Raw genomic sequence first — 21,527 nt, forward strand, 5'->3', positions numbered from 1 at the left:
TAGTTTTCTCAAAAAAAAGAACCCAAATCGGGTTCTTTCCTCACATTGATTTTCTATGGCTTACCAACAAGTTCTGCTAACAGCTCACTGACTTCAGGCAGTGGCTCGTTTTGTAAGGCTGCTACAATTTTTGAACCGATCACTACCCCATCGCACACTTGGGCAAAGCGCTGCACGTCTGCATGGGTCGAGACCCCGAAACCAGCTAGTACTGGAATCGGACTTTTTTCCGAAATGGCTTGCAAATGCTGATCCAGCTGTTCGTTGTATTGGCGATCTTCTCCAGTGACACCGTTCACTGTCACAGCATAAATGAATCCTTCCGCTTCTTCGATCAGTGTCTGAATTCTGTCTGGCGGACTGGTCAAGGAAACCAATGTGATCAGCGCGAGATCCGCCGCATCAAACGTAGGCGTTACTAGCGATCGATGTTCAAAGGGCAAATCTGGAATAATCACCCCTTTCACATCCGTCGTTTTTAATTCATTTGCTAGCTGTTCAATGCCATAATGAAAGAATGAGTTGGCATACCCCATCAATACCAGTGGAACCTCGGAATGGATGGTTTGCAGCGCAGCAATGATCTTTTTTAAAGTGGTGCCATTGGCTAATGCCTGCATTCCAGCTGCTTGAATGATCGGTCCATCTGCGACCGGGTCTGAAAAGGGCACGCCGATTTCAATGGCGGCGGCGCCATGTGTCGTCAACAGTTCGATTTCTGCTGGCAGGCGTTCCAGTCCGTTGGCCCCCGCCATGATATAAGGGACAAACAGTGGCTTGCCTTGTTTTTGGCGCTCCTTTAGTTTCATCGTCAATGTTTTGCTGGTCATTTCGCTGCTCCTTTCCGGTCTTTGATTTGTTGAACATCTTTGTCCCCTCGCCCAGACAAACAGATCACTAAGCGTTCTTCTGCTGTCATTGTTGGGGCTAACTTTAAGGCATAGGCAACGGCATGAGCACTTTCCAAAGCAGGAATAATGCCTTCGATTTGAGACAAGAGATAAAAGGCGTCAACGGCTTCTTCATCAGTGACAGCGAAATACTCCGCTCGCTTGATTTCCTTCAAATAAGAATGCTCGGGACCGACCCCTGGATAATCCAAGCCGGCTGAAATCGAATAAGGTTCAATCACTTGCCCATCATCGTCTTGCAGCAAATGCATTTTGGTACCATGCAAAATACCGATACTGCCTTTCGTTAAAGTCGCCGCATGCTCGGTAGTATCCACGCCTTTTCCTGCTGCTTCAACGCCAATCAAACGAACGGTCTGATCGTCGATAAAAGGGTAAAACATCCCCATTGCATTGCTGCCGCCGCCAACACACGCAACGACTGTCGTTGGTAGTTGTCCTTCTTTTTCTAATAGTTGTCGCCGTGTCTCACTGCCAATCACACTTTGAAAATCTCGAACGATCTCTGGAAAAGGATGCGGACCGAGTACGGAACCCATCACGTAATGAGTGTCCTCGACGGTTGCGACCCAGTAGCGCAGCGCTTCATTGACAGCATCTTTCAATGTCTGATTGCCTGAAGTGACTGAAACCACTTTTGCTCCCAATAATTCCATTCGAAAGACGTTTAGTGCTTGCCGCTGAACATCTACTGCGCCCATAAAAATCGTGCATTCCATACCGAACAACGCGGCCGCAGTCGCGGTGGCGACGCCATGCTGCCCAGCACCGGTCTCCGCTACCACTTTCTTTTTCCCCATCCGTTTTGCTAATAAGACTTGGCCAAGTGCATTATTGATTTTATGGGCGCCCGTATGATTCAAATCTTCTCGCTTCAGATAAATTTTGGCACCGCCTAAGTGTTGTGACAAGCGCTGTGCATGATAAAGGGGGGTCTCTCTTCCTACATATTCTTGCAAATATTCCTGCAACTCTGCTTGAAAACTTGCGTCCGCTTGTGCTTCACGGTAGACAGTTTCTAATTGCTTGACTGCATACATCAATGTCTCTGGCACAAACTGTCCGCCAAAAGAACCATAAAATCCTGCTTTTGTGGGATACTGAGTCATCTTTTTTTCTCCTTTACTAAGTGAATAAATTGTTCGATTTTCCGACTGTCTTTCTTGCCCTGAGTTTCCACGCCTGAAGAAACATCGACAGCATAAGGCCTAAAAAGTTGGATCGCCTCTTCTACATTTTCCGCGTGCAAACCGCCAGCAATAAAAAATCGCTCAGACAACGGCAACGGTTTTCTCGCCGCTTTTTGCCAATCAAAGGATTGGCCGTTGCCGCCAGCATAAGGGTGATCTCTTACTGGAGCGTCCAATAACCCAAAATCTGCATCGCAGCTTAGGAAATCTTGTTCTAAAGTATCTGCTTCTCCATCAAAGGCTTGGATCACTGCGATCTTTTGATGAGCAAAAACCCCCTTTTGGATGGCTGTTTGCAAAGATAGCAGGACCTTTCCATGGAGCTGAATCGCTGTCAGCTGGGCGGCTTGAATTACTGCTTGCACTTCTTCAAAACTTGGAGAAACGAAAACTCCGACTTTTCCTATATTTTGGGGTACTTGCTCCGTTATCTTGCGGACTTGTGTCGGATCGATTCTCCGGCGGCTTTCGGCAAAAACAAAGCCAAGGTAATCTGCTCCAGCATTGATGGCAGCTTCGACATGGAAGCGTTCGGTGAGTCCGCAAATTTTCACTTTGGTCATGGGCGGCTCACCTGCAAATCTGCCGCTGTTTCAGCAATTCGATTGCTTCTCATCAACGTTTCTCCAACGAGGACTCCATGATAAAACGGTGCAAGCTGCAGCACATCGGCGGCAGTTCGAATACCAGATTCGCTGATGTAAATCGCCTCTGATGGCTGAGGCGCTAGAGCAACACTTACATCCAAGGAAACGTCAAAAGTTTTTAGGTCGCGATTGTTGACGCCGATGATTTTGGCACCTACTGCTTGGGCTTGTTGAAATTCTGCCGCATTATGAGTCTCAACGAGTACTTCCAACTCTAGTGCTTCGGCTTCTTGATACAGCGCGACGAAACGGGCTGGCTCCAACGCAGCCACGATCAATAAAACGATACTGGCACCCGCATTTTTGGCGCGAATCAATTGTTTTTTGTCGATAATGAAGTCTTTGCATAGTATAGGCACCGAAACGGCATTACTGACTGCTTCAAGATCTGCCAGCGAGCCGTTAAAAAACTGCTGGTCGGTCAAAACGGAAATCCCGCTGACACCTGCAGCTTCATACGCTTGCGCTTGAGCGACAGGATCGATCCCTTGGTTGATGTCTCCTTTGGAGGGTGAAGCACGCTTGATTTCAGCAATAAGGTGCATCTTCTGTGGTTGGTCCTTGACATGCTGATAAAATGATGGGCGTTTCGCTACGACCTTTTCGGTTTCTTGTGGCATCGCGGCAACTTCTTCAACTTTTTTCTGGATGATCGTTTCTAAAAAATCCATGTTTCTCCTCCTTACAACTTTCGTAGTTATTGACTATTTGACTGACGAATCAGCATCTGCAGTTTGTCGTAGGCGGCGCCCGAAGCGATACACGCTCGTGCCATCTCAAAGCCTTCCGCTAGGGTGGCGGCTTTGCCGTTGGCGTAAAAGCCTAAGCCTGCATTTAAGACCACTGTCTCAAGATAAACGGAAGGTTGATTTTTCAACACCGCAGTTAAGATCGCGGCGTTTTGAGCGGCATCCCCGCCAACGATCGCCTTGATCGGTGCTGACGTAAAGCCATACGCTTGCGGATCCAAAGAAAAATTCGTCACCTTTCCTTCGTGATAAAAACTGATCGCCGTTTCACCTGCCAAATTAGCTTCATCCATCCCATTGCTTCCATGGATCACCATTGCTCGTTGTCGACCAAGACTGCCTAACGCCTGAGCGGTGTCGGCCAAGCTCTCGCCGGCGTAGGTACCGATCAGTTGAGTGGTCAATGGCACAGGATTGATCAAGGGCCCGAGTAGGTTAAAAATCGTTGGTGTTGCTAATTCTTGCCGTATCTTCATCACTGCTTTCATCCCCGGATGCAACGACGGGGCGAAGAGAAACGCGATGCCGACTGTTGCCAATAGATCAGCGATTTTTTCTGGCGATGCTTGGATCGATACCCCCAAGCAGGCTAAGACATCGGCACTGCCTGAACGACTAGAGATACTGCGATTGCCGTGTTTTGCCATCGTGATTCCCCCGGCGGATAAAACGAAGGCTGCCGTTGTAGAGACATTAAAACTATTGGAGTGGTCGCCGCCAGTACCGCAATTGTCCATGGCGTCTCCTCCTTCATAAGGAATGGTCACGGCATGCTCTAACATAATTTCTGCTAAAGCAGTCAATTCGGCAGCTGTGATGCCGTTGATCTTCATCGCAACTAATGCTGCCCCCAATTGACTTTCTGAAAACACCCCGCTTAAAATTCCTTGAGCAAAGTGGCGCATCTCCTGATAACTTAAATGACGGCCATTAAATAATTGCTGAGTGATTTGTTGCGGCGGCTGTTTTTTTATTGCTTGCATTTACGATTCCTCCTTTTTTCATCTTGTTTTTTTTGCTGTATTATCTGAGACGAGTCCAAGAAACTGTTCTATGAAAAATGCCCCCTCGTTTGTTCCCATTGATTCTGGATGGAATTGGAGTCCTACGATTGGTTTTTCGCGATGCTGAATCGCCATGATGATCCCTTCTGTTTCAGCCAATACCTCAAATTCCGCTGGGAGTGTCGCTGGCTCAATGACCAGCGAGTGATAGCGCATGACCGTCATATCTCCTAGATAGGTTTCGAACACGCCTTTTTTCTGATACGTAAGGCTCGATTGCTTGCCGTGCATAATGGCTGGTGCTTGGACCACTGTGGCACCAAACGCTTCACCAATGGCTTGATGCCCTAAGCAGATACCTAAAAGCGGCTTGCTATCTTGGTAAGTTTTGATCAAAGGAATCATGAATCCTGCCTCTTCGGGCCGTCCTGGTCCTGGAGAAAAAATGATGCCATCTGCTTCTTTAGCAACAATAAAAAGCTCTGGATCGTCATTTCGCAAGACGATCGTATCCGCTGGACATTGCTGGACTAAGTTATACGTAAAGGAATCATAATTATCGACGAGTAAAATCATTGGCTGACACCTCCAATAGTGCTTTGGCTTTGTGTAATGTTTCTTGGTATTCAGATGAAGGATCAGAATCATAGACGACACCCGCCCCTGCCTGGACATAAGCGATCTCGTCTTTCAAAACCATTGTCCGAATCCCGATGGCAAAATCCGCTTGATCATTACGAGAAAAATACCCAACGGCTCCCGCATAGACCCCTCTTCGAACAGCTTCCCACTGATAGATGCGTGTCATGGCACGAATCTTTGGTGCCCCGCTGACCGTGCCTGCTGGCAGGGTTGCTTTCAAGGCATCCATTGCCGTCACACCTGCTCTGCGCTTGGCAGCCACTACCGAAACGATGTGCATGACATAGCGGTATTTCTCGATCACCATGTATAAAGGAACATGAACCGTCCCATGTTCAGCGATCCGCCCTAAATCATTGCGTCCAAGATCGATCAGCATCTGGTGCTCCGCACGCTCTTTTTCATCTGCCAACAGTTCATTTGCTAAAGCTTCGTCTTCCGCTTTGGTCGCCCCTCGTTTGCGGGTACCAGCGATGGGATTTGTGGTGATTTCGTCGCCTTGAACGCGAATCAGGCTTTCAGGTGAGCTACCGATTACTTTGAATCCTTGATCGAAATCAAGATAATAGAGGTAAGCGGAAGGATTTGTCACTCGCAGTTTGCGGTAATAGTCAAAGGGCTCTTGTTTAAATGACGCTTTCAGACGTTGCGAAGGAACAACTTGGAACATGTCTCCCGCCGTAATCCGAGCTTTCGCCTCTTGAACGATCGCTTCATAGGCTTGCTGTGTGACATTGCTGGTAAAATGTAGGTTTTCGTTTGACAATACACGGGTCTCAGCGGCGACTGGTGTCCTTAACTGCTGCTGCACTGCTTGCAATACCTGCTCCATCTCGACGGTTCCTCTTTGGCTGTAGCAATTTTCAAGAATGATCGTTAAAGTTTCCGTCTGATGGTCCAAAACGAGAAAAGTTTCGAAAAGCCAAAAGGCCATATCAGGCACCTGCAATTCATCTGCGGGCAGTTGTCCAATGTCTTCATAGCAAGCGGCGATATCATAGCCCGCATACCCGATAGCCCCACTTTGCAACGGCAGATCCGGTAAAGCGGTGATTTCTTTTTTTACTACATATCGTTCCATTTCTTTTAAAGGGTCCTGGCAGGGATACTTGTTGACCGTTTTTTTCAAAAGATCCTCCACTTGAAAAACACCATCCTTAAATGTCAGTTTCTGAACGGGATCAAAGGTAAGGATCGAATAGCGTCCGGTATCTTCTTCTCTGGGAATACTTTCCAATAAACATTTGTGCGCCCCTTGAATCCGTAAAAACACTGAGACAGGTGTCAAACAATCGCTGTTGATTCGTTCCATTCGATACATAAGCTGCTCCTTTCTTTGTAAACAAAAAGCCCTCAAGCAAACGCCATAAAAACGTCTGCTTGAGGGCGAATGATCGCGGTACCACCTCAATTGAAGTTGCCCAAATGAACAACTTCATCTCTATCAACCGTCTAACAACGGTCTTCCTCTATAACGGGAGTTCCCGCATTTTCCTACTGCCAAAAAAGGGTTCAAAAAATGATCGGCTAAGGCCATTTCCTTGATTTCTTGATATCGGACTCTCATCATCGCCGACTTTCTGTAGCCAAAAATATTCAAGTACTTCTCTTAGTTTGATTTTGTTGCTATTTTTCTCATTGATCGAGGGGCAAAAAAACAAAAAAGCCCTCAGGCAAACAAACTTGTCTGCCTGAGGGCGATTACTCACGGTGCCACCTCAATTGGTTCTCTCTAGATCGTCTATCAACGATCGCTCTCTGTAACGGGAGTTCCCGGAAAAAGCCTACTGATTTCAGCCTTTCGACACAAAAGTCCATTTCTGAAGCATCCATCTGCTGATTTACACCACCATCAGCTCTCTGCAAGACGAACATCCTCATACTTCTCTTTTGTATGGTCTTAATGAGTTATTGGTAGTTATATTACGTGGCTTTTGCTGATCTGTCAACAGGAAAAGATCATTTTGTTCTTTTATTTTTTAAATTATACTTAAAATCAATCTTATTCACTATTAACAATTATGAAAAATTTCTATAAATCATAGAAAAAAAGGCCATTTTCTTCATTTTCCATAGAAATCCCCGGACATTTCACCAATGCATGAAAAAAGCAATTTGCTTTAGGAAAGGAACTTATGTATGCTTTCTACGAGTAAATAAGAAAGGAAGGTTATATGATAGTAGATAAAAAAGAATTCTCTGCTTTTATATATAAAATGAGTTGTTTGGAATATACCTATTCTACAATAAAAAACGGCGATAAAAACATTAGCTTATCTAAACGAGAACAAGACGAAATTGAAACAATTATCAATCATTCTCTTCATAGAAAACTTTTAACTTCTAGTAAGAGAAAATGTTTTGGTTCCAAAGTAAAACTGACAAAAGAAGCTCAAGCACTCTACCGTAAACTTAAAGAATATGAATATCTAATAGATATATAGCTAATAAAGATATAGTCATTTATTTTATGAACGATAATTAAGCATTTTGTTTATTAGTATTACTTATCTTTTCATTTCAAATAATAACATTTGTCGACGGAGGATACAGATCTTCGTCCATTTCTTGTGCTAATCAGCTTACGATTCCTTCGATATAATCACTATACTTCTCACACAAAGAAGTTTTTTTGTTCTATTATACGGTTCGTTTTCTTCTAATTTTCTAAATCGTTACACCTTTCCACTAAATAAGCTTGCTTATTTTCCGCAACAGATCAATTATTTCGCATAGCCAAGTCCTTAACTTTAAGTTAAAATCAAGAGAACAACAGCTAACTTATTTGAATAAGACCTCGGTTCTTTTGATTACTTGTGGGAAAGGAAGTTTTTGTCATGGATGGGATGATGAAAAAAATCATTACGGAGAAAGATTTGTTGCGCCAGATCTTGCTCTTGGAACAGTTGGCCAATCACAAAATAATCACTGCCAAACATTTGGCAGAACTAATCAATACGACGGAACGAACGGTTTTTTCTGATATAACCTATATTCGTCAACAATTACCTGATGGTTGGCAGATCGAAGCTGCCAGTAGTGGCTTTGCTTTGACCCATGATGGCCCATTGCTGATGAGTCAGCTATGGGAAACATTTTTTCCTCAATCGATCGGAGTTTCTTTAATGAAAGCATTGCTTTTTTCTAGCGAACTCCGTACCCAAGAGATTCTTAGCCAAACAGGGACTTCCTATGAAACCCTGCGGCGGCATATCTCAAAATTAAACAAAAGTCTGACGGATTTTTCTTTGCGGATTCGCGTCACAAATCGAGTGATTCGTTTTGAAGGAAGTGAGATCAATATTCGCGTCTTCTTCCATCGTCTTTTACTGCCTTACACCCATAACAATTACTTTTTTGAGGAATATACGATTCATGAGTCCCACTATTATCATTTCTTGGATCGCTTGGCAAAAGCCAAGCTGCAAATTGATGTGGAACAAATCTTCGGCACCTGCTGGTTTTTTATCAATTCAATCCGTATCAAAGCCAATTGCCGCATTGATTCCTTCGAATTTAATGAAGATGATCCCCTTTATGGCCTTTTCCAACAGCCATTAAGTCAGCTCTATCAAAAAGAAGGTGTTTATTTAGAGCGCAGCGAACACTTCTTTAGCTTCTATTGCTTTTTAGAAAGTTGGAACTACAATAATGAATGGTCCGAAACAATTCAAACAACCCTTGAAACGTATCAAGCCATTTATAAAAAAACAACCTATTTTGTCGAAAAATTAGCCCGCTTGCTGCAGCTACCTCTCGCTAGTGGGACGCAACTGATTGAGAATCTGTTGCTGCTCTTGATCAAAACGCAAGAGTCTGCCAAACTCTCAGAATGGTTTGGGTTAGAATTTCACGAGATCCAGCGCCTGAATCAGCCCTATTCGTTACCGATCGAAGCAACGATCCATGACTTTTTAGAGGAGCAGACAAGCAGCCAAAGGGAGACGAGTTTCCCTTTGTGGTCTACCACCACCTTGTTGATTCAACAAGCAATTTTACAAATCAACCCTATCCGAGCAAAGGGATACTTTGTCTTTCAAGGGGAGCCGGCATGGAAAGCTTACCTTTTACAAGAATTGAATGACTTTCTCGGAGCTCGTATCCTTTTATCAGCCATCGAACCAGGTCAACTAGAAGGGCTATCGGCAATCGACGTTGATTTTGTCTTATCAAATTTTCCATTAGATGATGCTCCTGTCCCAGTCTTTTATTTATCGATGGTACCAACCAAAAATGAGCTCAATCAAGTGACTGAGCTCATTCAAACCTATTATTTAAGTTATCACTAGAATCATCAAGCTGCCTTTATTGTTTCACTGGGGCAGCTTTTTGACGTCCTTGCAACTTATTTGTAATAAATTTCTCACCTTCGACGAGTGTGAAAAGAAGTGCCCCGTTGGCTGCAATACTCAACTGCTGCATCAGCGTCAAAGAACCGATCCCTAAAAGCTGGTGTCCGATAGGTGTTAGGAAAATCGCTGCCTGCAATACGATCAGTAGTGCCAGGGAGACTAAGAGTGCTTTATTGGCAAAGAGTTGGCGATTCAACGCCGGATTTACCAGCTCACGACAGTTCAACAAGTAGACCGCTTGGGCGAAGACGATACTTTGCAGTAGCATGCTTTGCTGAAGGACCGTTCCTTCAAACTGAATCGCTAAGACGTAGGAAGGAATCATGATTAACAACGAGACGTAGAAGATACGGAACAGACTGTACCAAGATAAGATGCCTTCTTTGATTGGCCGTGGTGGTCGATTCATAACATCCGCACTCGCCTTTTCAAAACCTAGTGCGTATGAAAGCGTGATGGTTGTCACCATATTTACCCATAAAATTTGTACAGGTGTCAGTGGCAGTGGTCGGTTCAACAAGAGAGCCGCAATAACGATCAATCCTTGTGCAACGGCCGTTGGTAAGAAGAAGTTGATGGTTTTCTTCAAATTATCGTAGATCCGACGACCCACGCGGACGGCATTGGCGATCGTATGAAAATTATCGTCTGCCAAAACCATATCGGCTGCTTGCTTGGTTACTTCACTGCCTTTGATTCCCATAGCGATCCCAATGTCGGCTTTTTTCAGCGCTGGTGCATCGTTAACGCCATCGCCGGTCATTCCGACGATCTCTTCATTCGCCTGCAAAGCACTGACGATTCGTAATTTATGCTCTGGGGTCGTTCGAGCAAAGATATCTGTCTTTTGGACTGCTTGCTGCAATTCTTCCTCCGACAACAGGTCGATTTCTAGCCCTTCCAACACGTGATTCGTGTGCTTCAAGCCAATTTGCTTGCCGATGGCTTGAGCGGTCTTGCCATGGTCTCCTGTGATCATTTTGACTTGGATGCCCGCTTGCAAGCACTCTTTTACTGCTTTGATGGCACTGTCTTTCGGAGGATCAATGATGCCAGCGATCCCAACAAAGGTTAATTTCGTTAGTGCTTCGTGGGACAAGGACTCCTGTGCCGACAGCGTCAGATGCGCAAAGCCAATCAGCCGCTGCCCTTTCGCTGCTAATTTTGCACTTTCATCTAACCACCATTGCTTTTGATCTGAAGTCAGTTGGCTTTTCTCAAGCAATACTTCTGGCGCACCTTTGACAAAAATTACCGAGGCATTCGGCTCTTCTTGATTTTGATGACGGGTTGCCATGTACTTGTAAGAGGAATTAAAAGGAATCTTATCGACTGTTTTACGCAATGGTTGCTGCGCTGATTCTGCGTATTGCAACAAGGCTTTTTCGGTTGGGTTCCCAACGAGATCCGCAGCCTTTTGTTCTTCGTCCTGCTTCAAATCTTGACAATTTGCCATAATATCAAGCACCATTTCTTTATCCACGTTCGACTCAACCAAGACATCGACAACCGTCATTTCATTTTTGGTCAAGGTTCCTGTTTTATCTGAACAAATCACCGTCATGGCACCTAGTGTCTCCACTGATGGCATCGTTTTGATGATTGCTTGCTCCTCAGACATTTCCTTGACACCCATCGATAAAATCATGGTCAGCACGGCTGGCAAGCCCTCAGGAATCATTGCTACAACTAATGCAATACCTGATGAGAACAAGAGATCAAGATCAAAGCCGTAGCGGAAGGTAGTAAAGAAGATCAAGAAAATCACTAATCCGATAATTCCTTTAAAGATTTGGTGATTCAATTGCTTCATTTTTTTGATCAACGGGGTTTCTTGCGCTTTCACAGACTGAATTGCTTGATTGATCTGGCCGATTTGTGTATCGTCGCCTGTTTCAACGACGATCCCGCTGGCAGTTCCGCTTTCTACATGGGTACCAGAAAACGCCATATTCCGCTGGTCGCCAATCGTACTTTCCTGAGTAATAGCCTCGGTCATTTTTTGAACAGGCTCAGATTCGCCAGTTAAAATCGACTCTTCAATCACAAGATCATGGGTTTCGATCAAGCGCATATCTGCTGGTACGACATCTCCTGGTCCTAAAACGACTAAATCTCCATTTACTAAGGAAGAAACAGCAATTTTCTTCTTGCGGCCGTGAACATAAATCGTTGCTTCTTGCCCCATGAACTGCTTCAATCCATCCAGTGATTCTTGGGCTTTGCGCTCTTGCCAGTAGCCGACTAATCCATTGATGACGACGACCGCCATAATAATGCCGCTTTCGATATAATCACCAGAAATCCCTTTTAAGACGGCTGCGACGATCAAGACCAACATCAGTAAGTCGGTAAAGTGCTTGCCGACTTTCTTCCATGTGGGGATCTGCGCTGCCTCAGTAATTTTATTTTCACCTTGCTTTGCTAAACGCTGATTGCGTTCTTCGGAGGAAAGGCCCTGCCGTGTTGTTTGTAACGTGTGTAATAGTTCTTCTGTTGTGTTTTTGTACCAATTCATATTTTTTTCCTCCTTGTTTATTTATTTGATCTGAACATAGTATAAAACATTAAAACCATAAAATTCTGGCGATAATTTCAGCGGAGACTGAAAAAAATGAGTGCTTTTATTAAAGGGGAAGGGCGGCTTCGTCCCGTGGTTTCACAAAACCAACAGAAAACGTTTGTTGATTGTTTTTGTAGGTGGAATCAAGTAAACTAAGACACACCCAATCAATTGCTATCTGTCCCCATCATCCAAAGGTAAGATAGAAGAAAGGAGAAAATAAATGGCAATCTATACCGATTCAAAAATCGCGCAAGGACCTTTTCTTTTCATTTCTGGTCAAACGCCGTCACAAGACGGAGCCACACCTGAGGACCCGCAAGAGCAAACAGCCATCGTTTTGAAGAAAATCGAAGAGCATTTATCAGCCAATCAACTGTCTTGGTCATCAGTGGTCAAAATGACCGTCTTTTTAACGGATGCTGCCTACTTATCTGCTGTCCGTACGGCGTTTACAGCTATTTTGGCAGAAAACAAACCGGCTATGAGTCTCGTCATCGTCGCCGGATTGGTTGCACCTGAATTTAAAGTAGAGATTGAAGCACAAGCTACCATGGCTTAAGCATAGAGAAAAACACCAAAAAACTTCGTACCGGCTGCTGCCTTTTGTACGAAGTTTTTTTGGTGTCATCTTCTTATTCAGTCCCTTCTGAAACGTCTGATTCGATCTTTTTTTGCCACTGCTCCACAAAACCAGCGATCGCTTGAGCAGTCTGTTGAGCATTCACTAAGGTTCGCTTTTTCTCCATCGCTTCTGTCAACGAAATCGGACCTTGCTGGATACAAAAGACGGCAGATAAGAGTTGCGACAGTTTTCCTAGATCGTCGCTTCGAGAGCCGCAGATGGCAACGACTGGGACCTGATGTTTGTGGGCGAGCAACGCGACGCCATAGGGTACTTTTCCCCCAGCGGTTTGCCCATCGATGCGTCCTTCACCGGTGATCAACAAATCTGCGCCTTTGATTTTTTCCTCAAATCCAATCAATGAAGCGATCGTCGCAAATCCTGGAACCAATTGACCACCTGCCAAACGAACAGCACCACCAAGCCCCCCTGACGCACCAGCACCAGGGACTTCCAGATCGGTCCCCGTGGTTTGCTTGATGTGTTCAGCCAAACGCTTTGCTTGCTGATCCAACTGCTGGATCGTTTCTTTGGATGCCCCTTTTTGCGGACCAAAAACCGGCGCAAATCCTTGTTCACCTGAATAAGGATTTGTTACATCAGCTAAGGCAAACAATTCAATTTGCTTAAGTAGAGGATTCAACCCGCTGAGTTTTAATGCATCTGTTTGCAACAATGGATTTTTTTCCATTTGCCCATTTGTTGTGATTTTTGCTCCTAACGCAAGTAAAAAGCCTACGCCCCCATCAGAAGTGCCGCTACCGCCAAGGGTCAGGTAAATTTTTTTCACTCCTTGCTTGCAAGCTGCTAAGACCATTTGGCCTAACCCAAAAGAAGAGCTATTGCGGGTGGTCTCATCACTAGGTTCCACGAGTTGCAACCCAATCACTTCTGCAGATTCAATCAGGGCAATTTTTTCTTCGTTGATTTTGCTGACCAACATACGGGCTTGCAACTTACCGCCTAATGGCGCGGTCACTGAAACCGTTTCGTAATTTCCTCCCAGCGCAGCAATGACTGCTGCCATTGATCCTTCTCCCCCGTCAGCGATGGGAATACTGCGTTTTTCCCACTGGTCTGAGAACCCGCTTAAGACCGCTTGATTTAATTCTGCGGAAGTGGCACTTCCTTTGAAGGAATCGATTGCTGCTACAACTTTCATTTTTCTACCTCTCATTTACGATCATCTCTTTCCCAAAGATTGGAATACTTTGTCTTATAATCAACTTTTAGTTAATTAAATCAACCAAAAATTAACTAGCAATCCATTGTAAGTCATCCCTTCTCCTCTTATGATAGAAGTATACCAAACAAACCTATCGGAGGTGCACTATGGACTTACCAATTGGCGAGGAAATCGCTCGGAGAAGAAAACAACGAGGTATTACCCAGCAAGAATTAGCAGTGTTTATGAATGTGTCCAAAGCATCCGTTTCGAAATGGGAAACGGGACAGTCTTATCCAGATATCACCTCGCTGCCCTTATTAGCAGCGTATTTTGATTGCAGCGTCGATGAATTATTGATTTTGGACTCGCAGCTATCCCCTAAAGAGATTCAACGGATTTACCAACTATTAAAAGACGCCTTCCAAACAAAAACATCGACGGAAGTTCTCGCTCTTGCTCAAAGTTTTACCAAACGGTATTACTCTTGTTATCCGTTCTTATTACAGATGGGGTCCTTTTACTTAAATCATTGGGATCTACTGCCGGATGTCCCTGTAGGAAGCATCCCAGAAGGACAAACTTACGAAAACGCTCTAATGGAAGCGAAGAAAAACACCTATTTGAAGGAAGCAGAAACCCTGTACCAACGGATCATGGACCAAGGAGACAGTGAGCTGGCACAACAAGCGAAACAGATCGATGCTTATTGTCTGCTGATGAGAAACAAGCCAGAAGAAGTCTTGGCGATCCTTGGCACGAAAACTCACTCTTTTTTACCTAGCGAACCGTTGATTGCCGCCGCATTTCAGCAAAACAATCAGTTGCAACAAGCTGAGATCGTTACTCAAAGTGCGATTTATCAATACTTGATTATTTTTATGAGCTTACTGACGAATTATTTAGCAATGCTCACACAAGACGAGGAGCAACTGGAAAAAACCTATGCACGTGGACTGGCACTCAGCGAGAGCTTCCATCTGGCCGAACTGCATCCTATTTCTGTGCTGAACTTTTTAGCCGCTGGAATGGTTTCTTTTGCCGCTTTAGGAAAAGAGGACTTACTAGCAGATGCATTAGAAAAGTACGTCAAAACGATAGCAACAACACCTGAAGAAATCGTTTTGAAAGGAGATGATTATTTCAACAGCATCGATGAGTGGATCAGTGAATTAGAATTAGGCAGTCAGATCCCGCGTAACTCAGGTAGTGTCAAAAAACAATTTATTGAATTAGCACAGCTGACACCCTTGTTTGAACCGTATCAAGAAAAACCCCCATTTAAAGAACTATTTCAGCGCTTGAGCAAACTAGCTGAGCAAGCATCTAATTCCCAAAGGAGTGATTCCCATGGATAGTGTTCAACTAAATATTCCAAACAATATGGCTGATTATTTGCCCATACTGATTCCCCTAATTATCTTACAACTGGTCTTAATCGTCCTGTCAGTTCGGGATATTTTAAAGCAGGAACAGTTTAAATTTGGCTCTCGCACGTTATGGCTTTTAATATCATGTTGTATTAGCCTGATTGGTCCTATCCTTTATTTTGCTTTCGGAAAAGAGGACCAACAATGAAGATGATCGAGATCAATCATTTATCCAAGCGTTTTGGGCACAAACAAGTGCTGCAAGACCTAACCTTTTCGGTTCCAAAGGGCAGCGTTGTGGGTTTTGTCGGAGAAAATGGTGCCGGCAAAACAACGACCATGAAGGCGATTTTAGGATTACTCCCCATTGATGAAGGAGAAATCACCGTTTGTGGCGAACCGGTGCAATTTGGCTCAGCCAAGACCAATCGCTGGATCGGCTATCTGCCAGACGTGCCGCAATTTTACTCTTTTATGACAGCTGCAGAATATTTGACTTTCTGCGGAAAAATCCAGCCCAATCAAGAACCTTTTCAACCTCAGCGGGTAACAGAAGTCTTAGAATTGGTAGGTCTAGAAGCTTCGAAACAAAAAATCGCTGGCTTTTCTCGTGGTATGAAACAACGTCTCGGGTTAGCCCAAGCTCTGATCAACCGCCCCGCCATCTTGATCTGCGATGAACCAACATCCGCACTAGACCCTTTAGGTCGCAAAGCGTTTCTTGATGTATTGGCAAAAATCAAAGAAGAAACAACGGTTCTTTTTTCATCCCATATTCTTGCAGATGTCGAGCAGCTGTCAGATTACATTGCGATTTTGCATAAAGGCCAGATCCGGGCATTTGAAACGATGGATTCCTTAAAAAACCGTTATCGAAAAACCGCCTTTGGGATTGCCTTTGCCGACGAAGGTGAGCATGTGAAATTTGCCAATGTGTTAGCATCCCACGGCATTGCGGCGAAAAGAAAGAACAATCAATTACTGATCGACGAAACTGCTGACACGAATGTTGGAAAGCAGTTGCTGCGATTGCTCAATGAACAACAGATAGTACCTGAATCCTTTCAACGAATCGAACCAACGTTAGAGGCGATTTATTTGGAGGTGATCAAATGAAGACGTTTCTTGTTTTCTTAAAGAAAGAATTTCTCGGCGGCCTTCGCAATAAGAAATTGTTGATTTGCTTGATCCTGTTTGCCCTGATTGGTATGCTTTCTCCCTTTACAGCGAAAATCATGCCCGATCTGATGGCCAGTATGGTGCCAGAATCAATTCAGATCACGATTGCTGATCCGACTTCGATCGATGCATGGCTTCAGTTTTACAGCAACATCGGCACGATCGGGTTACTAGTGTTTGTGATTCTTTTTACCGATACGATCTCCGCCGAAATCAGTCATGGCACCTTTATTCAACTGATCACGAAAGGCTTACCGAAAACCACGATCGTCTTAGCCAAAGCTTGCTATTTATCGATCCTTTGGTCTTTGAGTTTCCTCCTAAGTGCCAGTGTCAGTGCTTTTTATACGATGATTTATTTCCATGATGACAGCGCTGTTCAAGTCCCTAGCGCTTTGGTCAGCTATTGGCTCTTCGGTTTATTAGCGATCAGCATCCTGCTGCTAGGTTCTAGCTTTGCTAAAAGTATCTATCAAGGACTGTTGTTTCTTGGTGTCTGTTATCTGATGGGTATGTTAGGCAATCTGTGGAGTCAATTAACAAATTGGAACCCTTACTCCCTTTCCAGCCAATTTCCTAACTACTTAACCGACCAAATCAAGTTAGGGGAACTGCTGCCAGCACTGTTGTTAACTTGCTTTTTGATCATCGCTTGTTTGACTGGTGCCATAGCTGTTCTAAGAAAAAGAAAATATTAAAAAACATCGGTGCAGATTTTTGCACCGATGTTTTGTTACTGCTATTTCACTCTACTTTTGCTGTCTCTTGGACTTCAACAGATTTTTTAGCCTGCATTCTTTGCTCGAGCCGCATGAAGAGCCGCATGAAGAAGGCAATCAAGTAAATTGAAAAGGCAGAAATAAGCGCTTCTTGCCAAGAAAAGATCAAAAGGTTCAGCAAGATGATGATCAAATTAGTTAAGAAAACCCCACTAGATCTGCGAATGCCATAGTATTTTTCCAAAATCAGCGGTGGGATCGTTACGCCACCGTTAGAAGCACCAATTTTATAGAGCGAAAAGATGCCGAAGCTAAAGAAGAAACTACCTAAAATCAATGAGATGGAATAAAAGCGCAGTACCATGATTTCGGGTAAAAGCGCCAGTAGAACGGGAAATGCCAAGCTACCGATAACCGTGTTGACAAAGACCTCTCGTTTCAAAAGTAAAAACGCAAGGGCCAACATCAATAAATTGATGCCCCAGACAATGATGTGCCGATTAATGGACCATCCAGTTTCAATAAGATAACCAATCGAACCAACGCCGGCAGAAGCAATGCTATGAGGTAACAGAAAAAAATTTAAAGCAATGCAAATCCACAGCACCCCAAGCAATAAAGCAAGATTTTTTTTGATTAATGAGTCCATCAACGTTCTCCTTTCAATCTGGCACCTATTTTTATGTAGAAAAGCTTCTGTTTATTCTATCAAAAAAACACTAAAAGAAAGAACCAATTTTTTCATGAAAACATGAAAAAATTGATTCTGACCTTCTAGAAAGTATTCTTGGTTTTTTTCACCAGAGAAGGTGGCCTTATGCAGCACAACCATGAAATATCGCCAGAATCTCATCTGCGATCGCTTTTTGCCAGGCATTTCGCTGCGCCATGCGTTCCTTCTCTGACGGCAAATGGACAAAGGAAACAATCAATTCTGATCCCGCAATCAAATGATAGGACATCAACCGATTTTTTTGCTGCAAAAGCAGCTGATGCGTTTTTGGGGGAAGGGAAAGATCAGATGAGGTTGCCAATTGCTTTAATGCCTCTGGCTGACACAGGTTTCTTTCTGGTGCAATACTGATCAACTTTTTGACGCCTGCTAATTTCATTGCTTCGATCACCCGTAGCGTTGCCCGCGAATCGTGAATATCCGTCAGACAAACATACTGACATCCTTGAAAGGCACGAACCAGTCGACCCAAGTCAAGAAAGTCACCATCTATGATGGTCTCACGTTCTGGATCTGCTGATTGCAAACGCTCCTTTGCACGACGAGCATAAAGTACCAGGGATAAATTGGTTCTTTCTAAAATTTTTTTACGTGTCAGCTGCCCAATCGTCCCAGCAGCACCTAAAATCGCAAGTTGTTTCATAAGCTTCCTTTCTTTTCGATTGTATTATGCAGAATGCTTCTGGTTTCCATTGCAACAAATTCAGTCATTAAGACTTAGTGACTAAATTGGCTTTTCGTTGACGCAATCGTTCTTCTGTCGGTAAAACATGCTCATCATAATGTTCAAGTTTGTATTCTAAGCGCTCGACAGCTTCCGTCATATCAGAGATTTTCTCCCTCAGTACCGCTATTTGGTCTGCTAGGAGCTGCTTTCGTTCAGGAACCGTCTCTCGTCCTTCTTCAAATAAAGCCAGGTAATGACTTAGACCCTCAATCGATAATCCAGCATTGCGCATTTGCCTTGCAAACCTGATCCACTTTAAGTCGTCATCATCAAATTCACGAACACCGTTTTTATTGCGTTTGATCGGCGGAATCAGCCCAATTTTTTCATAGTAACGGATGGTATCAGCCGAGACACCGCTCAGTTCACTGACTTTTTTGATATTCATGGCTTCACTTCCTTGTTTTGCATTTTTTCCTAGATCGTTTTGCATGCTACGAGCCAGAAGCCCTTTTGTTACTCGTTATACCGCCCCTACCACTGCATGAGGCAAGTAAGGTTCTTCCAAATACGCAATCTCTTCGGCTGTCAGCTTCAAGTCAAGGGCTGGTAATGCATCCAATAAGTGGCTTTCTTTTGTTGCGCCAATAATTGGTGCGACCACTTGTTCTTTTTGTAATAACCAAGCCAAGGCGATTTGCGCCCGCTTGCTTTGGTGTTTGTCAGCAATTTGTGCGACCCGCGCCACGATCTCCCGGTCTTGTTCCATCGTTTTGTCGTACTTTTGATTGGCGGTTTTATCCGTTAAGTACCGCTTGGTCTCTGCACCCCAATCTCTTGTTAAACGTCCGGCTGCCAGTGGGCTATATGGCGTCACGGCAATTTTTTGATCGGTACACAAGGGCATCATTTCTCGCTCTTCTTCTCGATAAAGCAAGTTCAAGTGATTTTGCATCGAAACAAATTTGGTCCAGCCATTTTTTTCAGCGACTGCTTGCGCTTTGGCAAATTGCCAAGCATACATCGCGGATGCACCAATATAGCGCACTTTTCCAGAAACCACCAAATCATGTAGTGCCTTCATGGTTTCTTCAATTGGCGTGTGGTAATCCCAACGATGGATGATATACAAATCAATGTAGTCCATTTGTAGGCGTTTTAAGCTTTGTTCGACTTGATAAAAGATCGCTTTTCGAGACAGCCCACCACTGTTTGGCCGTTGCTTCATTTTTGAATACAGTTTTGTGGCAACCACGATCTCATCCCGGGGCGCAAAATCATTCAATGCTCGACCGACGATTTCTTCGCTCGCTCCATAAGAATAGACATTTGCCGTATCAAAAAAGTTGATGCCCAGATCCAAGGCTTTTTTGATGACTTCACGACTGTCGTCTTCTTCTAAGACCCACTCATGAAACCCGCTGTTGGGATCGCCAAATCCCATTGTCCCTAAACACAAAGGTGACACATCAAGTCCTGTATTACCAAATTTTACATAGTCCATTTGTACGTCCTCCTGTTTTTTAAGTTACACTAAGCATACAGGTTGAAGTGCACTCTAAGTCAAGTGTATCAGCAAACTTTTTTTCATTTTACTCGCAAATGATCAAAATGCCATTTCATTAGCATTGTGTATTCTTTTAAATCAGCTTTTGGTAAACTAAAACCAAGTATCGATAAGCTATCTAGCTGATAAAAAAGGAGCGGAAGATTTTGACTTGTATTTTTTGTACTGCCTCAAAACATGCGATCATTGAAAACGAACGCTTTTATGCGATCGCTGATAAATACCCCGTCACCCCTGGACACCTGCTATTGATCCCCAAAGCGCATCGCAGGGATTATTTTGCCCTCACCCAAGAGGAATTACAAGACTTGCAGGCCTTGTTGCAGAAAGGCAAAGCCTATTTATTGGAAACCTATCGACCAGACGGCTTCAACATCGGCTTCAATTGTGGGGAGGCTGCTGGACAGACGGTCTTTCATTGCCATTGTCATTTGATCCCACGTTACCAAGGCGACGTGGAGCAGCCAAAAGGTGGCGTTCGTGGCGTGATTCCTAACATGCAAGCCTACTAAACCCAAACAAGCCGTTTCCTCCAGTGAAGGGAAACGGCTTGTTTGGGTTTGTTAAAATAAGGACGCTTAGGAATTGATCGCTGAATGGTTCATCAACCGATTGATATGAACGCCTAGATAGACGATTTCATTGACAGGGATCTTCGTTTGATATTCTTTGTCGATATAGGCTTTGACTTTTGTCGCGATCTCCATAGCATTTGGATAAAGAGCCCACATTTGACGGTATAGTCCTTCATCTTCTTCTTGCAGCAGACCATCCAAAAAGAACCGGTCAACGAAGAAACGCACGTGGGTAATAAAGCGATTGTAATGGATCGAATTGGTGTTGACGTCTTGCTGGATCGAGTAGCGTACCATATTGACGATCAACCCGATCAATTTGGCTTTTTTCAGCCCATCTTGATTTTCCTCGGTGTTCGACTGGGCATTGATCAAATGAAACGCGATATTGGAGGCTTCTTCTTCCGGCAGATCAATTTGATACTGCTCTTTCAACAAGCCTAGTGCCTGTTCGGCGGCTCGAAATTCCTCCGTATAGTAATTCTTGATTTCCCAATAGAGCCGATTCGTCACACTCAAGCCTTTTTGCTGACGTTCCACAGCAAAGTGCAAGTGATCCGATAAGGTGAGGTAAATCGTTGAATTTAGCGGATAAGGCAACATTTTTTGCGCTAGCTGAACGATTTCTTTGGTCATTTCAAAATAGTACAACGGAATCTCATCCACCAAATCGGCAAACTGACCCGATTTTTTTTCATCGATTGGCAGAAAAACTTGATCGATCTGGGTATCGGCTATGCTGTCGCCGACTTTCTTTCCATAGCCGATACCTTTCCCAAGTGCAATCATTTCTTGGCCTTCCTTATCAACAAGTACGACACTTGAATTTAAGACTTTCTTGATGTAAATCATGCACTCTCGCTCCTCAC

At 44.1% G+C, this 21,527-nt stretch carries 22 protein-coding genes and 2 other annotated features; of the genes, 8 read left to right on the forward strand and 14 right to left on the reverse strand.

Going from position 1 to position 21,527, the window contains the following annotated elements; genetic code table 11:
- Positions 1-53 precede the first annotated feature (53 nt).
- From trpA to trpE, 7 genes are read right to left on the reverse strand one after another with little or no spacing between them, the layout of a single operon-like run.
- Positions 54-830, reverse strand: coding sequence for a tryptophan synthase subunit alpha (trpA, locus tag ENLAB_RS02365; RefSeq protein WP_244352416.1), 777 nt, complete (start codon positions 828-830; stop codon positions 54-56).
- Positions 827-2,020: a tryptophan synthase subunit beta gene (trpB, locus tag ENLAB_RS02370; protein ID WP_244352418.1), complete on the reverse strand. Its 1,194-nt coding sequence runs from the start codon at positions 2,018-2,020 to the stop codon at positions 827-829. The genes trpA and trpB overlap by 4 nt, the downstream gene beginning before the upstream one ends.
- Positions 2,017-2,664 carry a phosphoribosylanthranilate isomerase gene (locus ENLAB_RS02375; RefSeq protein WP_244352420.1) on the reverse strand — a complete coding sequence of 216 codons (648 nt, stop codon included), beginning with the start codon at positions 2,662-2,664 and terminating at the stop codon, positions 2,017-2,019. The genes trpB and ENLAB_RS02375 overlap by 4 nt, the downstream gene beginning before the upstream one ends.
- Positions 2,661-3,419, reverse strand: coding sequence for an indole-3-glycerol phosphate synthase TrpC (trpC, locus tag ENLAB_RS02380; RefSeq protein WP_244352422.1), 759 nt, complete (start codon positions 3,417-3,419; stop codon positions 2,661-2,663). Before trpC ends, ENLAB_RS02375 begins: the two co-directional genes overlap by 4 nt.
- A gap of 26 nt (positions 3,420-3,445) precedes the next feature.
- Entirely contained in the window at positions 3,446-4,480 is a 1,035-nt protein-coding gene (gene trpD / locus ENLAB_RS02385; RefSeq protein ID WP_244352424.1) for an anthranilate phosphoribosyltransferase, read from the reverse strand.
- Positions 4,481-4,498: 18 nt separating this feature from the next.
- A complete protein-coding gene (locus ENLAB_RS02390) occupies positions 4,499-5,077 on the reverse strand; it encodes an aminodeoxychorismate/anthranilate synthase component II (protein WP_244352426.1) in 579 nt (192 codons plus the stop codon).
- Positions 5,058-6,464, reverse strand: a complete 1,407-nt coding sequence (trpE, locus tag ENLAB_RS02395; protein ID WP_244352428.1) for an anthranilate synthase component I — start codon at positions 6,462-6,464, stop codon at positions 5,058-5,060. Before trpE ends, ENLAB_RS02390 begins: the two co-directional genes overlap by 20 nt.
- A 58-nt stretch (positions 6,465-6,522) precedes the next feature.
- Positions 6,523-6,767: a binding site (T-box leader), on the reverse strand.
- Positions 6,768-6,833: 66 nt separating this feature from the next.
- Positions 6,834-7,048 (reverse strand) — a binding site (T-box leader).
- Positions 7,049-7,317: 269 nt separating this feature from the next.
- On the opposite strand from trpE, the gene ENLAB_RS02400 reads away from it, so the two are divergent.
- Both ENLAB_RS02400 and mafR read left to right on the forward strand, forming a co-directional pair.
- Complete coding sequence (locus ENLAB_RS02400) at positions 7,318-7,587, forward strand: hypothetical protein (protein WP_074931674.1); 270 nt, start codon at positions 7,318-7,320, stop codon at positions 7,585-7,587.
- Between the two features lie 393 nt (positions 7,588-7,980).
- Complete coding sequence (gene mafR, locus ENLAB_RS02405) at positions 7,981-9,432, forward strand: global transcriptional activator MafR (RefSeq protein ID WP_195264986.1); 1,452 nt, start codon at positions 7,981-7,983, stop codon at positions 9,430-9,432.
- Between the two features lie 16 nt (positions 9,433-9,448).
- Here the strand turns inward: mafR and ENLAB_RS02410 are convergent, their stop codons facing one another.
- Positions 9,449-12,013, reverse strand: coding sequence for an HAD-IC family P-type ATPase (locus ENLAB_RS02410; protein ID WP_195264984.1), 2,565 nt, complete (start codon positions 12,011-12,013; stop codon positions 9,449-9,451).
- Positions 12,014-12,281: 268 nt separating this feature from the next.
- Between ENLAB_RS02410 and ENLAB_RS02415 the strand changes: the two genes are divergently transcribed.
- Entirely contained in the window at positions 12,282-12,620 is a 339-nt protein-coding gene (locus ENLAB_RS02415; protein WP_074931685.1) for a RidA family protein, read from the forward strand.
- Between the two features lie 73 nt (positions 12,621-12,693).
- On the opposite strand, the gene ENLAB_RS02420 is transcribed toward ENLAB_RS02415, so the two are convergent.
- Complete coding sequence (locus ENLAB_RS02420; protein WP_244352430.1) at positions 12,694-13,845, reverse strand: glycerate kinase family protein; 1,152 nt, start codon at positions 13,843-13,845, stop codon at positions 12,694-12,696.
- 170 nt (positions 13,846-14,015) lie between these two features.
- Here ENLAB_RS02420 and ENLAB_RS02425 point away from each other — a divergent pair, with 170 nt between their 5' ends.
- Genes ENLAB_RS02425 through ENLAB_RS02440 form a run of 4 tightly spaced genes read left to right on the forward strand, consistent with a single transcriptional unit; the run spans position 14,016 to position 17,095 of the window.
- Positions 14,016-15,206 (forward strand): helix-turn-helix domain-containing protein, encoded by a 1,191-nt coding sequence (locus ENLAB_RS02425; protein WP_142424362.1) that lies wholly within the window; start codon positions 14,016-14,018, stop codon positions 15,204-15,206.
- Entirely contained in the window at positions 15,199-15,426 is a 228-nt protein-coding gene (locus tag ENLAB_RS02430; RefSeq protein ID WP_074931695.1) for a PLD nuclease N-terminal domain-containing protein, read from the forward strand. Before ENLAB_RS02425 ends, ENLAB_RS02430 begins: the two co-directional genes overlap by 8 nt.
- Positions 15,423-16,334 (forward strand): ABC transporter ATP-binding protein, encoded by a 912-nt coding sequence (locus ENLAB_RS02435; protein WP_074931699.1) that lies wholly within the window; start codon positions 15,423-15,425, stop codon positions 16,332-16,334. The genes ENLAB_RS02430 and ENLAB_RS02435 overlap by 4 nt, the downstream gene beginning before the upstream one ends.
- Complete coding sequence (locus tag ENLAB_RS02440) at positions 16,331-17,095, forward strand: ABC transporter permease (RefSeq protein ID WP_244352432.1); 765 nt, start codon at positions 16,331-16,333, stop codon at positions 17,093-17,095. The genes ENLAB_RS02435 and ENLAB_RS02440 overlap by 4 nt, the downstream gene beginning before the upstream one ends.
- Positions 17,096-17,141: 46 nt before the next feature.
- Here ENLAB_RS02440 and ENLAB_RS02445 read toward each other — a convergent pair whose 3' ends face one another.
- From ENLAB_RS02445 to ENLAB_RS02460, 4 genes are all read right to left on the reverse strand, one after another.
- Positions 17,142-17,765: a YitT family protein gene (locus ENLAB_RS02445; RefSeq protein WP_081118031.1), complete on the reverse strand. Its 624-nt coding sequence runs from the start codon at positions 17,763-17,765 to the stop codon at positions 17,142-17,144.
- Positions 17,766-17,931: 166 nt separating this feature from the next.
- Positions 17,932-18,492: an NAD(P)H-binding protein gene (locus ENLAB_RS02450; protein WP_216681831.1), complete on the reverse strand. Its 561-nt coding sequence runs from the start codon at positions 18,490-18,492 to the stop codon at positions 17,932-17,934.
- Positions 18,493-18,559: 67 nt separating this feature from the next.
- Positions 18,560-18,964, reverse strand: coding sequence for a MerR family transcriptional regulator (locus ENLAB_RS02455; RefSeq protein ID WP_244352434.1), 405 nt, complete (start codon positions 18,962-18,964; stop codon positions 18,560-18,562).
- Between the two features lie 75 nt (positions 18,965-19,039).
- On the reverse strand, positions 19,040-20,020 hold the full coding sequence (locus tag ENLAB_RS02460) for an aldo/keto reductase (RefSeq protein ID WP_244352436.1): 981 nt from the start codon (positions 20,018-20,020) through the stop codon (positions 19,040-19,042).
- Between the two features lie 209 nt (positions 20,021-20,229).
- Between ENLAB_RS02460 and ENLAB_RS02465 the strand changes: the two genes are divergently transcribed.
- The gene (locus ENLAB_RS02465) at positions 20,230-20,595 is read left to right on the forward strand and encodes an HIT family protein (protein WP_244352437.1); all 366 of its coding nucleotides are present in this window, start codon (positions 20,230-20,232) and stop codon (positions 20,593-20,595) included.
- A gap of 66 nt (positions 20,596-20,661) precedes the next feature.
- Here ENLAB_RS02465 and ENLAB_RS02470 read toward each other — a convergent pair whose 3' ends face one another.
- Positions 20,662-21,510 (reverse strand): PRD domain-containing protein, encoded by an 849-nt coding sequence (locus tag ENLAB_RS02470; protein WP_244352438.1) that lies wholly within the window; start codon positions 21,508-21,510, stop codon positions 20,662-20,664.
- Positions 21,511-21,527 lie beyond the last annotated feature (17 nt).

Origin of the sequence: Enterococcus innesii (assembly GCF_022846515.1) — a bacterium.
GTDB lineage: Bacteria > Bacillota > Bacilli > Lactobacillales > Enterococcaceae > Enterococcus_D > Enterococcus_D innesii.